This is a genomic window from Pseudomonas saxonica (genome assembly GCF_007858365.1).
In the GTDB taxonomy this organism is placed as follows: Bacteria; Pseudomonadota; Gammaproteobacteria; order Pseudomonadales; family Pseudomonadaceae; genus Aquipseudomonas; species Aquipseudomonas saxonica.
In genome coordinates this window covers 273,992-287,468 of record NZ_VFIO01000005.1, presented here as the reverse complement: position 1 = coordinate 287,468, position 13,477 = coordinate 273,992, and the positions used below count along the sequence as shown (strand labels likewise).

The window sequence follows — 13,477 nt, the reverse complement described above, 5'->3', positions numbered from 1 at the left end:
GCAAAGCTCCTCAGGCGTCAGTCGTGGGGGTTTGTTCAGCGAGCGCTACCGCGCGAAACATCGCACGGCGTTTGTTCAGCGTCTCTTCCCACTCCAGCGCAGGCACCGAGTCAGCCACAATGCCGCCACCCGCTTGCACATGCAGCTCACCGTTTTTGATCACTGCGGTACGAATGGCAATGGCCGTGTCCATGTTGCCATTCCAGGCGAAATAACCCACTGCCCCGCCATATACACCACGCTTGACGGGCTCCAGTTCGTCGATGATTTCCATCGCCCGAATTTTGGGTGCCCCGGACAAAGTGCCCGCGGGCAGAATGGCACGCAGCGCGTCCATTGCCGTCAGCCCGCTTTTAAGCTGACCCGTAACGTTGGACACAATGTGCATAACATTGGAGTAACGCTCGATTACCATTTTCTCGGTGAGCTTGACCGAGCCGGTTTCAGAAACGCGCCCCGTGTCGTTGCGCCCAAGGTCAATCAGCATCAAGTGCTCGGCGATTTCCTTGTCGTCACTCAACAGGTCTTTTTCCAATGCCAGATCGGCTTCTTCGGTCGCACCCCGAGGGCGCGTGCCGGCGATCGGTCGCACGGTAATCAGGTTGTCTTCTACCCGTACCAGCACTTCTGGCGAACTGCCCACCACGTGGAAGTCACCAAAGTTGAAAAAGTACATATAAGGTGTCGGGTTGAAGCAGCGCAGCGCACGGTACAAATCGATCGGCGCAGCCTTGAAGTCGATGGACATGCGTTGCGACGGCACCACTTGCATGCAATCACCCGCAAGGATGTAGTCCTTGATGGTGTCGACAGCTTTTTCGTAGTCGTCCTGCGTGAAGCTGGAGCGAAACACCGGATCAGCCGCTTGCTGGCGGGTGAAATCCAGACCGCGTCGAGGTGCCATCGGCTGACGCAACTGTTCAAGCAGCGCCTCAAGACGGGCCTGACCTTCTTCGTAAGCGTCTGGCTGAGCAGGATCAACCAGCACAATCGCGTGCATCTTGCCGGCCAGGTTGTCGAATACCACCACTGCATCCGACACCATCAATAGAATGTCCGGCACGCCCAGTGGATCAGGGTTCGGGCATTTACCCAAACGCTTCTCCACATAGCGCACACAGTCATAACCGAAGTAACCCACCAGGCCACCATTGAAACGCGGTAAACCCGCAATGGTCGGTACGTTGTAACGGGCTTTGAAAGCTTCGACAAACGCCAGTGGGTCTTCGGATTCGTGTGCTTCGATTTCTACACCATCCTGGGTCACCCGGATCTGGTGCTCATGCACACGCAACACGGTGCGGCACGGCAAGCCAATGATCGAGTAACGGCCCCACTTCTCACCGCCCTGCACCGACTCCAACAAATAGGAGTTGGGCTGATCAGCCAGTTTCAGGTAGATGGACAGCGGCGTGTCGAAGTCGGCCAGGGTTTCGCGGGCCAACGGGATACGGTTGTAGCCAGCAGCGGCCAAGCGCAGGAATTCTTCGCGGATCATGAGGTGCCTCGTGGTCTGAGGGTAAAACGGTCAGGTGTGCAAACGTGCCGACTCAGCGGCCAGATTCAAGTCAGGCGCGCCAACGCCAACGGGCCAGGGCCTTGATAACTTTCATCCAGAGTTTGCGAGTGACCACCACGATGGAATCTCTTCGAGAGGGGTGAACGGAATTGCCCAACGTTATATCAGGTGCAGAATCTAAGCAACCGGCTATCAGCTCTTGCAGGTTGTCGATGACCATATCCGGCGACTCTTCTTCAATCGGACGACCGTGATTGTAGCCATAACTCAGTGCCACGCAGCGTACGCCAGCGGCTTTGGCAGCCAGCACGTCATTGCGTGAATCGCCGATAAAAAGTGATTCTCGTGGTGTCACACCCGCCATTTTCATCACAAATAACAGCGCAGCCGGGTCGGGTTTTTTTTGCGGCAGGGTATCGCCGCCGATTATCCAGCGAAAAAACCGTCCCAGCTTGAGTTCATCCAGCAAGGGGGCGACGAAACGCTCAGGCTTGTTGGTGATCAGGGCCATTTCAACGCCCTGTTTTTGCAACCACTTGAGGCTTTCACGCACCCCCGGATAGACCGTGGTGTGTCCATGACCGCCCTCGTAGGCCGTCATGAAAATCTCCAGCGCTTGCTCGGCTTCGGCGTCATCAACGCCCGATGCCTCGATATTGCCCGCCAGTGCGCGGCGCACCAACATCGGTGCACCGTTGCCAATCCATATCCGCACGTTTTCTATACCGGCGGGTGGGCGACCGAGCGTGTGTAGCATCGTCTCCACAGCAGCGGCCAGATCCGGCACGGAATCAATCAGGGTGCCGTCCAGATCGAACATCACCAGCTTGGGCAGTTGCCCTTTAAGCAACTGCTCGAAGCGACTCATGGGCGCGCCAACGCAAGCTCGGCGCGCATTTTCTGGATGACTTCTTCGTAGTTCGGGGTGTTGAAAATCGCCGAACCGGCGACGAACGTATCAGCACCGGCCTCTGCGATTTCACGGATATTAGCCACGTTGACGCCGCCGTCGATTTCCAGGCGAATATCACGGCCCGACGCATCGATCAGTGCGCGCGCTTCACGCAGTTTGTTCAGCGTGCCGGGGATAAACTTCTGCCCGCCAAAACCTGGGTTAACACTCATCAGCAAGACCATGTCGACCTTGTCCATTACGTACTTGAGCACGTCCAGCGGCGTGGCTGGATTGAACACCAGACCGGCCTTGCAGCCACCTTCGCGGATCAATTGCAAAGAGCGGTCGATATGCTGGGTCGCTTCTGGGTGAAAGGTGATAAAGGTAGCGCCGGCTTCGATAAAGTCGCCGATGATGCGATCAACGGGGCTGACCATCAGATGCACATCGATGGGTGCGGTGACGCCATACTTGCGCAGGGCCGAACACACCATCGGGCCAATGGTCAGGTTGGGGACGTAGTGATTGTCCATGACATCGAAATGCACGATATCAGCGCCAGCGGCGAGCACATTGTCGACTTCTTCGCCAAGACGGGCGAAATCGGCAGAGAGAATCGATGGGGCAATAGCGAAGGGCTGCATAACGCACCTTTAATGAGCAAAACACGGTGGCGCGCATTGTATACCGCCGACCCGTTCGCGCTATACATTTCCCCCCGTAGCAGTTGCCGAAGGCGACGTTCGGCCGCAGGCCGCAAACCCTGAAGATACATATTTCGTGACAGGTTTGTATCACCCATTTCACGAGCGCTGCGCACTCGGACGCAGCCTTCGGCAGCTGCTACGAGGTGGTGTAATACTTGGTCAAGGGTTGCTTCAGTGGCAAGTATGTAAGTGATCTAGGTTAAGAAAACCAATCACGGAGGGCAATGGATTGCCAACGTCAAAGAACGCTTACCGCCTGCGTATCGGCCGCCACTCTGAGCAGGGCCGCCTTTATCTTCTAACCAGTACCACCCAACAAAGACGGCCCATTTTCAAGGACTTTCATTTAGGCCGTCTTGTTGTGGAGCAATTCAGGCAGGCGCATGACGAAGGGGTCGTGACATCCAAGGCTTGGGTTGTGATGCCTGATCATTTCCATTGGCTGATCGAACTTAATGATAAAACGCTCGCAGAAGTGATGTGCCGCGTGAAGTCGCGCAGCAGCGTAACGGTTAATCAGGCTTGCCGGTCATCCGGCCGACTGTGGCAAAAGGGTTACCACGACCGAGCTTTACGCGATGAGGAGGATATAAAAGACATCGCCCGCTACATCATCAAAAACCCGATCCGCGCACGATTGACCACGCGAATCGGTGATTACCCCTTATGGGATGCTTGCTGGATGTAAGCCTTACGCCTGCGCCGTGCGCAGTTTCTCACTGCGACCGCGCAACCATTCCAGCGTGAGCAATAACACGACCGAAAAACCGATCAACAACGTCGCTGCCGCAGCGATGGTAGGGCTGAGGTTCTCGCGGATACCGCTGAACATCTGCCGTGGCAAGGTCGCTTGCTCTGGCCCGGCCAAAAACAGCGTTACTACCACTTCATCAAAAGAGGTGGCAAAGGCAAACAGCGCACCGGATATGACACCCGGCGCAATCAGCGGCAATGTCACCCGGCGAAACGCTGTCAGCGGTGAAGCGCCCAAGCTCGCCGCCGCTCTGACCAGGTTGTGGTTGAACCCTTGCAAGGTCGCTGACACGGTAATGATCACAAACGGAACACCCAGCACGGCGTGCACAACGATCAGCGAAAAATAACTGTTGCCCAACCCCAACGGGGCGAAGAACAAATAGCTGGCCACACCGATAATAACCACCGGCACTACCATGGGCGAGATCACCAGCGCCATGACCAGCGCTTTGCCGGGGAAGTGCCCACGGGTCAGGCCGATCGCCGCGAGCGTACCGAACACCATCGCCAGTACCGTCGCAGCAGGGGCCACGATGACGCTGTTTTTCAACGCCCGCATCCATTCCGCAGAACCAAAAAAGTCCTGATACCAATGCAATGAAAATCCTTGCAGCGGGTACACCAGAAAACTGCCCGAGTTGAATGACAGCGGGATGATCACCAACACCGGCAAAATCAGGAACAGCAAAATCAACCCGCACAGGATGCGCAAACTGTAAAACCAGACCCGCTCAATCGGGGACATGTAGGGACTCAGCATCGCAACCTCCTCAGCTCAAACGCAGGCGGGTGGCGCCTACCAGCCAGTTGTAAATCAGGTACAGCACCACGGTCGCCAGCAGGAGCAAGCCGCCTAACGCTGTCGCCATCCCCCAGTTGATGCTCGTGTTGGTGTAAAACGCCACGAAGTAACTGACCATTTGATCATTCGGACTGCCCAACAACGCCGGGGTTATGTAGTAGCCAATCGCAATGATGAACACCAGCAAGCAACCCGCGCCAACACCCGCGTAGGTCTGCGGGAAATACACCCGCCAGAAGCTGGCAAATGGATGACAGCCCAGAGAGATGGCCGCGCGCATGTAGGTGGGAGAAATGCCTTTCATCACGCTGTAGATCGGCAAAATCATAAAAGGCAGGAGGATGTGCACCATCGAGATGTAGACCCCGACCCGGTTGAACACCAACTCCAGCGGTTGATCGATCAGGCCCATGCTGATCAACGCGCTGTTGATCAGGCCGCCCGATTGCAGCAACACAATCCAGGCCGCGACCCGCACCAGTACCGACGTCCAGAACGGCAACAACACCAGAATCATCAGCAAGTTGCTTTGACGCGCCGGCAAGTTAGCCAACAAATACGCCAACGGATACGCCAGCACCAGGCAGATGCAGGTAATCACAAACCCCATCCAGAAGGTACGGGCAAAAATATCGAGGTAGATCGACTGATCCGGCGTCGCCTGAGCGATTTCGCCCAGATCATCGATACGGTGATCGACTGCTGCCAGCAGGTAAAACGGTGTGACGCTTGAGATGTTGCGCTTGATGGCCTGCCAATACGCCGGGTCGCCCCAGCGCTCATCAACATTTTCCAATGCATCTTTATAAGATTCGGGGGCAGTCTTGAACGGTAAAGCCTTCGCGGTTTTCATCAGCAAGCTGCGGTAGCCGGCCAACTCCATGTTCAGGCGCTTGGATAAATCCCCTAACACTTGATTTTTGCGCGCCTCAGCCAAGTCTTCGCTGAGTGCCCGGTAAACCGGCTCCGCCGGTAAGCCTTTACCGTCCCAACCCGCCACCGCCACGACCGTGCGCGGCAATCCCTCAACCACTTCAGGGTTACCGACGCTTTTGTAGAGCAGTGCTGCGATCGGTACCAGAAATACCAACAGCAAAAAAATAACCAACGGCGCAATCAGGGCCTGTGCTTTCCAGCGGTTCACGCGCTCGGCATGCGCAAGACGCTTCTTCAACGTGGGGCTGGAGACCTCGTTCAGGGGAACGGCGATGGCCATGGCAAACTCCGGAAATCTTTAAACGATGGCGGCGCGATCCTTGCGGGCGCGCCGCGTATCAGCGCTGCTTACTTGGCAGCCCAGGCGTTGAAACGCTGCTCCAGTTGCTCGCCGTTATCAGCCCAGAAGCTGACGTCAATCTGCACTTGGTTGGCAATGTTCTGCGGGGCGGTCGGCATCTCGGCTTGAACATTTTCAGGCAGTAATGCCATCGCATCCTTGTTCGCCGGGCCATACGCGATGTTTTGCGAATAAACGCTCTGCTGTTGCGGTTGCAGGGTAAAAGCCATGAACTTCTTCGCGGCCGCGGCCTTGTCAGCACTCAGGCCTTTAGGAATAGCCCAGGCATCGAAATCATAGATGCCGCCATTCCAGACAATCTTGAGGTTGCTCTCTTTTTGCACGGCAGCGATTCGGCCGTTGTAGGCAGAACTCATCACCACGTCACCAGAGGCCAGATATTGCGGCGGCTGTGCGCCCGCTTCCCACCATTGAATGCTTGGCTTGAGTTCATCCAGTTTTTTAAAGGCGCGGTTCTGGCCATCTTTACTGGCCAATACGGTGTACACATCCTTGGGTGCAACCCCGTCCGCCATCAGCGCGAATTCGAGGGTGTACTTGGCACCTTTGCGCAGGCCACGTTTACCGGGAAAGGTTTTGGTGTCCCAGAAATCAGCCCAACTGGTGGGGGCGGTTTTTAGCTTGTCGGCGTTGTAGGCCAGTACGGTCGACCACACAAAGAAGCCGGCGCCGCAGGTCTGGATGGCACCTTTTACGTACTGCTCCGGATTACCGAACAGCGCCGGGTCCAGCGCTTCAAACATATCTTCATCACAGCCACGGGACAGTTCAGGCGATTCAACCTCGACCAGATCCCATGAAATACTTTTAGTATCAACCATGGCCTTGATTTTGGCCATTTCACCGTTGTACTCACCGGCGATGATTTTGCCATCCCCTTTGGCTTCCCAAGGGGCATAGAACGCTTTGACCTGTGCGGCCTTGTTCGCACCGCCAAACGAGACCACGGTCAGGTCGGTGGCCGCCAGTGCATTGGCGGCGAACAGCAAGCCCAAACTCAGGGCCGTTAACTTAAAGGTTGCTTGCATCGTTACTCTCCACAGGGTTGGTGAAGCCGGGGCGATTAATTCGCCTCTATGAGGGGGTCCAGCGCACGTACGTGTTCAACATGCCAGCCCAGCGGTACGACATCCCCAACCGCAAGGGTCGGGTCCAGCTCGGCAATCGGTTGTTTCACAAAAAAATCGGTCTTGCCGCAGACTTCCATCCGTACCCGAACGTGGTCGCCCAGGTAGATAAATTCTTCGACCCTGCCCGAAAACCGGTTAGCGCAGGACTGGCTGGAGCCGTTGAGACTGATGCGCTCGGGACGAATCGACAACGTCACCGGATCGCCCGTACGCCCGACATTCACCGCCAACGCCTGGACCTTTTCACCACGGCTCAATTCGATAACGCAGCGATCACCCTCCTGACTGTGCAAGCGGCCATTGAGGCGGTTGTTTTCGCCAATGAAATTGGCCACAAAGGTGTTTTTCGGTTCCTCGTAGAGACTGCGCGGCGGAGCGATCTGCTGGATTTCCCCCTGATGGAACACCGCCACCCGATCCGACATGGTCAAGGCTTCACCCTGATCGTGGGTCACGTACACCACGGTCACGCCTAGACGTTGGTGCAGGTGCTTGATCTCCATTTGCATGTGCTCACGCAGTTGTTTGTCCAAGGCACCCAAGGGTTCGTCCATCAACACCAGTTGCGGCTCGAACACCAATGCCCGCGCCAGCGCCACCCGTTGTTGCTGGCCGCCGGACAGTTGAGCCGGATAGCGCTGAGCAAAGGCATCGAGTTGAACCATGCTCAATACGCGCTTGACCCGCTCACTGATGTCCGTTCGATTGAGGCCGCGCACCGACAAGGGAAACCCCAGGTTTTCGGCCACGGTCATATGCGGGAACAATGCGTAGTTCTGAAACACCATGCCGATGTCACGCTTGTGCGGGGGCACGTTATTGATCGCACGCCCTGCCAGCAAGATTTCACCGGCGGTGGGCGTTTCAAAACCGGCCAGCATCATCAGGCTAGTGGTTTTGCCCGAACCGGAAGGCCCGAGCAAGGTCAGGAACTCGCCTTTGCGAATGTCCAGATTGAGGTCTTTGACGATCAGGTTTTCGCCGTCATAGCTTTTTTGCACGCCACGAAAGCTGACCAAAATATCATTCGACCCAGCGCTTGCACCGACCTCACCCATAGCCACACCTTCTGTTTTGGACTGCTGTGGCTCAAGCCTAAAGAAGCCGTCAGCCCACAGAAATCGGGGCACAGGAGAGAATGTCATCAGCAGGATGGAAGGGTTGTTGTAGGGGATCCCCTACAGGAATGTCGTAAATGGAACGCTGGATACAGCCGCGCTCAACAATAAGGCTGAAGATCGTGTTCAAAGGGTCGTAAATAGACACGCAATATCGAATCCACAGTCCCCGTAGCAACTGCCGAACGCTGCGTCCGATTGCGTAGCGATCGTAAAACGGAGTACACGGGCGTCCTGACACAATGCGCCAGAGGGTGTTTTACGACGACTTCGTCGCCGGACGCAGCCTGCGGCAGCTGCTACGAGAACAGGTGTTAAACCAGCTTATGCTCCATCGCGTATTTCACCAGCTCGGCCAGTGAGGTGATGTTGAGTTTTTGCATTAACCGCGCTTTGTGGGTGCTGATGGTCTTACTGCTCAATGCCAATTGTTGGGCGATGTCGTTGACGTTGGCGCCTTGAGCCAGTCGCTCGAACACTGAAAATTCACGTTCGGACAGAGACGCGTGTAAAGGGCGTTCATCAGTCAAGCCCACCTCGAAAACCATGCGATCCGCCAGTTCCGGGTCGATATAGCGCCCACCGGCTGCCACTTTTCGAATCGCCGTCAGCAGTAACGCCGGATCGCTGTCCTTGGTCGCATACCCCGCCGCCCCGAACTTCAGCGCCCGGGCAGCCATTTGCGCCTCGTCATGCATCGACAGCACCAAAATGGCCGGTGGGTTGTTCAACGCGCGTATACGCGGAATGGCTTCCAGCCCATTAACGCCAGGCATGGAAATATCCAGAAGCACCACCTCACAAGGCACATGGCGCAGGGTTTCCAGCAATTGCTCGCCATTACTGGCTTCACCCACCACCAACAAGTCTTTGGCCAGGCCAATCAATTGCTTGATGCCCTCGCGCACGATGGTGTGATCTTCAGCTACCAGTACACGAATCACGGCTACTTCCTTATCAATGATCACTAAAGGCGTTGGGTTAACGGCACTCGCACACTCAACAGGGTTCCCTCACCGGGCTGGCTGTGCAGGGTCAAGGTGCCTCCCAGCATCAATACCCGCTCGCGCATACCGACCAAGCCAAAGGAGGTCGGGCGGTCGTTCACGGGTATAAACCCCCGACCGTCATCGCTGATGCTCAGGCACAGCGTTTGCCCCTCAACACACAAGGTCAACTCAACGGTATGCGCATGCGCATGGCGCATCACATTAGTCAGCGCCTCCTGCAAAATTCTGAACAGCCCGACTTCTTTGGCAGCACTGAGCGGCGGCAAATGCTCAGGCACCTGCACCAGACAGGGAATGTTCGTACGCGCCTCAAAGCGTCTGGCCTGCCACTCAATGGCAGAGCTGATTCCGGCATCAAGAATGGGCGGCCGCAGCGCGGTAGCTACGTCTCGCACCAGCTGAAACAACTGGGCAATCAGTTTTTTCATGCTGTTGAGCCGCTCGCGCAACCCCGGATCAAGGTCGGCATAGGCCAATTCGCACATCGAGGTTTCCAGCTTGAGTACGGTCAGCATCTGACCCAACTCATCATGCACCTCGCGGGCAATCCGGGCCTTCTCTTCTTCGCGCACGCTTTCGAGGTGGGCCGACAACTCACGCAATTGACCGCGGGAACGGTCCAGCTCCAGCTCGATGCGTTTGCTGTCGCTGATGTCCCAAACGATGCCATCCCATACCACGGTGCCATCGCCAAGACGCCGGCTGATCGCTTTGATCTCAGCCCAGCGTTGCTGGCCTTGACGGGTCACAATCCGCCCTTGCCACGACCAGTCACTGTCACTGTCCACCGCTATGTCCTGCACTCGATGGTAATCCGCCTTGTCATCCGGATGCACCAGACTGCGTAAACCCACCTCACGCTGACGTAACGTCGCAGGGGAATAGCCCGCCAGGTTTTCGCTGCCTTCGCTGATATAAGGAAAATCCAGTTCACCGGTTAGCAAAGAGCGCTCTAAACGGAACACCAACCCCGGAACATTGGCGGCGATCCCTTGCAAGCGAGCATCGCTTTCCTGCAGAGCCGCTTGTACACGGCGCCGCTCGGTCACGTCATTGAGGTACACCACCAGGTATTCCGCATCCTTGAAACGCAGAAAGCTCAAGGTTACGTCGGCCGGGAACTCACTGCCATCGGCCCGCACGCAATGCGTTTCGAAGCGCTGCACAGCGATGTCATCGGCGCGCGCGCGGCGCCATAACGTCAACCAGCGATCCATCGTCAGGCCGGGTTCAAAATCCTTCAAAGGCCTGTCCAGCACCGCGCCCGCCGAGCAACCCAACAGGTCTTCGGCGGCCTTATTGGCGTAGCGAATGTGACTGTCCCAGTTGACCCAGAGAATACCCACCGGGCTTTGATCAATTGAAAACTGGGTCAAACGCAAGGCTTCAGCGCTGGCGGCACTCTGTACGACCTCTTCACGCGCCTTCAGCAAAGAATGCTCCAGCGCACTCTGTTGCCGGCGCTGCCACACCACAAGGGTGAGGCTCGCCAGCAACAGCGCACCGATGAGCATACAGAGGCTCTGCCAAAAGCCGGGCGACTGACCCGCATGCGGGTATTTAGGTTGTAGCCACTGGCTGTGTAGTTGTTCCATATCGCGGGGAGGAATCGCATGCAGCCCACGTTCCACAATGGCAGCCAACTGCGGCCAGTCCTTGCGCGTGGCTACTCGCAGCAGTTGCGGAAACCCTACATCGCCCACCACCGCCAGACCTGCAAATTCGGGCTCTGCCGAAAGGCGGGCCAATTGAGCTTCGTCGATCACCGCATAAGTGGCCTGCTGACTCAGCAACAACTGCAAGGCCTGACGCTCCAGCGGGACGCCTTGTAAATTGAGCCCCGGGTAACTGGCGCGTAAAAAGTCAGCCGTAACACCGGGCATGCGCACTGCCACACGGGTTTGGCTGTCAATGCGCTCAAGGTCAACCGTTCCACCGCCAGTACGCTCCCCGACAAGCAACTGTGGAACTCGCATATAAGGATCGGAAAACAGCCACAAATGTAAGCCTGCCGGGGTCTGTGTCAAACCCGGTGCAAGATCGATCTCACCTCTACGAGCGGCCTGCTCAAGCTGTGCAAGATCAGGATAGTTACGCCAGACCAGCTCGATGCCCAAGCTCTGCGCCAGCCATTTCATCAGCTCTACATTCGCCCCGGACAAGCGCTGCATGCGCTGGTCGAATTTGGCATAGGGCGCCTGCAACACCAGCCCTACGCGCAACTCTTTATGCTGCGCCAGCCACTGCTGTTGTTCGGTATCCAATTGCGCGGCAGGTATGGACGCAGCCTGGCCTATCAAGGGCAGCGATAACCAGCCGATAACCAACAGACAGCAAAAACGCTTCATCTGAATACTCACACCCTGACAAATACTGACCAACCCATTAGGGTCTGTTCCCGTTTCATTGCAGCCACGACGCGGCTTGCAATGAAAAGGGAACAGACCCTAGGCTACCGGGATTACTCCTGGCCTGGACTAACCGATGTCTTTTTACCGCCTGGCACTTGCAACCGTGTCTCTGTCGTTGATGCTGCCCTGCGCACTCCCTGTGCTGGCCGTCGATGGCCCCCCCGAAACCGAACCCGCGATTGCCGAGCCAGAAGTTCGCCCATTGCTGCAAGAACGCAGTCAAGAAGACGCAGCCGCCCTTGAGCGGCAAGTGGCGCAAGACGAGCAGCAACTGTTGCAAGCAGGCCAGGACAGCTTTCTTGCACTCTGGAAGCCGGCCAACAGCAGCGAGCCCAGTGGTGCCGTGATCATTGTTCCGGGTGCCGGCGAAAACGCTGACTGGCCCGTCACTGTCGGCCCATTACGACGCAAACTGCCGGACGCCAACTGGGCCAGCCTGAGCCTGAGCCTGCCCGACATGCAGAGCACCGCCAGCCAGCCTCGTCCTGTCGAGCAAGAGAAACCTCCTGCAGAACCCGCGCCGAACAGTAGCAGCAAAGACGCCAGCACCACAGCCAAACCCATCGAGCAAGCCGCCAGTGCTGGCACCGACAGCACCGCGACACCCTTGCAAACAAGCGAGTCATTCAAGGCCATGAGCACCGCCGATGCTGCGCGAATCTACGCACGCATTGACGCGGCCCTGGCCTTTGCCCAGCAACAAAACATGCGCACGGTTGTGTTGCTGGGCAACGGCACCGGCGCTTACTGGGCAGCCCGTTATATCAGCGAAAGGAAACCGCCACAGATCGCCAAGTTAATCCTGGTGGCTGCCGCAACGCCTGATCAGGTGAAGCCAGAATTGAGCCAACTGACTCCCAACCTCACGGTGGGTTTACTCGATGTCTTCTATAAAGACACCGTGCTGGCACGCAAGAGCGCTTTGCAACGCCTGCAAGCGAGCAAGCGAGCGAACCGGCAGAATGTTGTTCAAGTAGGATTGATCGCCATGCCCGGCAACCGGGAAGCAGAGCAAGAGCAGTTAATGCGCCGAGTGCGAGGCTGGCTCAGCCCGCAGCCAGCCGCTAACGAAAGCCACGCTGCTCGCGAATAAGCGCGTAAGCGTGATGTAGCTCACGGGTTGTTTCCGTGGCCTCGCGCACTTGAGCTGCGCTGGCCCCGCTGCCGGCCACTTTGTCCGGGTGGTGACGACTGAGCAAACGCCGGTACGCACGCTTGATTTGAGCCGGCTCGGTGTTGGCGGTCACGCCAAGTAACGCCAGCGACGCTTGATAGGTGCCACCCCGAGTTGCCGGTGGCCTTTTCTGGGGGCCGTAATCCGCGCCAAGGGCCTGCACTTGTTGAGCGCTCCACCCCAACCATCGTCCCCAGAGCAGAATCAACTCACGCTCTTTTGGGTCGACTCGGCCGTCCGCCCACATCATCCGGAAACAGGCACGCAGCACACCTTCAGCCGCATGCGGCTGGCCGCTCAACCGCCGCAAGTACCCACGTAGAGAGTCGCTTGCGCTCTTGCCCCGGTTGAATGCGGCAATCGCTCTTTGCTGCGCGGGGCCGCTCATGTCGAGCAAGCGCATTTCCTGACGCGCTTGCTCGATATGCTTGTCCACCACCCGCCCACCGCTTTTTGCCAGACGCCCCAGCAGCACAAACAGCAGCTCATCATTACGCAGCGCTGGCCGACCGCCCAGGCGCTCTCGCAAATGCGCCCAACTGTGCAGCTGCAGACGACGGTCCAGCGTCTGCCCCAATAAAGCGCCCAACATGGCCCCCGGAATGCTGGCTATTAAATAGCCGGCACCGGCTCCGATCAGAGTCCCTGGCCACAGCAT

Annotated in this window: 12 protein-coding genes; 2 read left to right on the top strand and 10 right to left on the bottom strand. The window is 57.3% G+C overall.

All coding sequences use genetic code 11. The features are described from left to right. Nucleotides 1-10: 10 nt before the first annotated feature. The 3 genes from trpE to rpe all read right to left on the bottom strand — a co-directional run bounded on the left by trpE (nucleotide 11) and on the right by rpe (nucleotide 3,058). On the bottom strand, nucleotides 11-1,498 hold the full coding sequence (gene trpE / locus FJD38_RS15265; protein WP_122784184.1) for an anthranilate synthase component I: 1,488 nt from the start codon (nucleotides 1,496-1,498) through the stop codon (nucleotides 11-13). A 70-nt stretch (nucleotides 1,499-1,568) separates the two neighbouring features. Then, nucleotides 1,569-2,387, bottom strand: a complete 819-nt coding sequence (locus FJD38_RS15260; RefSeq protein ID WP_146386081.1) for a phosphoglycolate phosphatase — start codon at nucleotides 2,385-2,387, stop codon at nucleotides 1,569-1,571. After that, entirely contained in the window at nucleotides 2,384-3,058 is a 675-nt protein-coding gene (rpe, locus tag FJD38_RS15255; protein ID WP_122784182.1) for a ribulose-phosphate 3-epimerase, read from the bottom strand. The genes FJD38_RS15260 and rpe overlap by 4 nt, the downstream gene beginning before the upstream one ends. Nucleotides 3,059-3,350: 292 nt before the next feature. Between rpe and FJD38_RS15250 the strand changes: the two genes are divergently transcribed. Beyond that, nucleotides 3,351-3,809, top strand: a complete 459-nt coding sequence (locus FJD38_RS15250; protein ID WP_122784181.1) for an REP-associated tyrosine transposase — start codon at nucleotides 3,351-3,353, stop codon at nucleotides 3,807-3,809. Nucleotides 3,810-3,812: 3 nt separating this feature from the next. On the opposite strand, the gene FJD38_RS15245 is transcribed toward FJD38_RS15250, so the two are convergent. The 6 genes from FJD38_RS15245 to FJD38_RS15220 all read right to left on the bottom strand — a co-directional run bounded on the left by FJD38_RS15245 (nucleotide 3,813) and on the right by FJD38_RS15220 (nucleotide 11,582). Next, on the bottom strand, nucleotides 3,813-4,637 hold the full coding sequence (locus tag FJD38_RS15245; protein ID WP_122784180.1) for an ABC transporter permease: 825 nt from the start codon (nucleotides 4,635-4,637) through the stop codon (nucleotides 3,813-3,815). Between the two features lie 10 nt (nucleotides 4,638-4,647). Continuing rightward, complete coding sequence (locus FJD38_RS15240; protein WP_146386079.1) at nucleotides 4,648-5,895, bottom strand: ABC transporter permease; 1,248 nt, start codon at nucleotides 5,893-5,895, stop codon at nucleotides 4,648-4,650. Between the two features lie 68 nt (nucleotides 5,896-5,963). Beyond that, nucleotides 5,964-7,004 carry an ABC transporter substrate-binding protein gene (locus tag FJD38_RS15235; protein ID WP_122784178.1) on the bottom strand — a complete coding sequence of 347 codons (1,041 nt, stop codon included), beginning with the start codon at nucleotides 7,002-7,004 and terminating at the stop codon, nucleotides 5,964-5,966. Between the two features lie 35 nt (nucleotides 7,005-7,039). Then, complete coding sequence (locus FJD38_RS15230; protein ID WP_122784177.1) at nucleotides 7,040-8,164, bottom strand: ABC transporter ATP-binding protein; 1,125 nt, start codon at nucleotides 8,162-8,164, stop codon at nucleotides 7,040-7,042. Nucleotides 8,165-8,538: 374 nt separating this feature from the next. Continuing rightward, entirely contained in the window at nucleotides 8,539-9,168 is a 630-nt protein-coding gene (locus tag FJD38_RS15225; protein ID WP_146386077.1) for a response regulator, read from the bottom strand. Nucleotides 9,169-9,191: 23 nt separating this feature from the next. Beyond that, the gene (locus tag FJD38_RS15220; protein ID WP_146386076.1) at nucleotides 9,192-11,582 is read right to left on the bottom strand and encodes a PAS domain-containing sensor histidine kinase; all 2,391 of its coding nucleotides are present in this window, start codon (nucleotides 11,580-11,582) and stop codon (nucleotides 9,192-9,194) included. A gap of 136 nt (nucleotides 11,583-11,718) precedes the next feature. On the opposite strand from FJD38_RS15220, the gene FJD38_RS15215 reads away from it, so the two are divergent. Next, nucleotides 11,719-12,738: an alpha/beta hydrolase family protein gene (locus tag FJD38_RS15215; protein ID WP_146386075.1), complete on the top strand. Its 1,020-nt coding sequence runs from the start codon at nucleotides 11,719-11,721 to the stop codon at nucleotides 12,736-12,738. Here FJD38_RS15215 and FJD38_RS15210 read toward each other — a convergent pair. Next, entirely contained in the window at nucleotides 12,710-13,477 is a 768-nt protein-coding gene (locus FJD38_RS15210) for a DnaJ domain-containing protein (RefSeq protein ID WP_122784173.1), read from the bottom strand. The genes FJD38_RS15215 and FJD38_RS15210 overlap by 29 nt on opposite strands.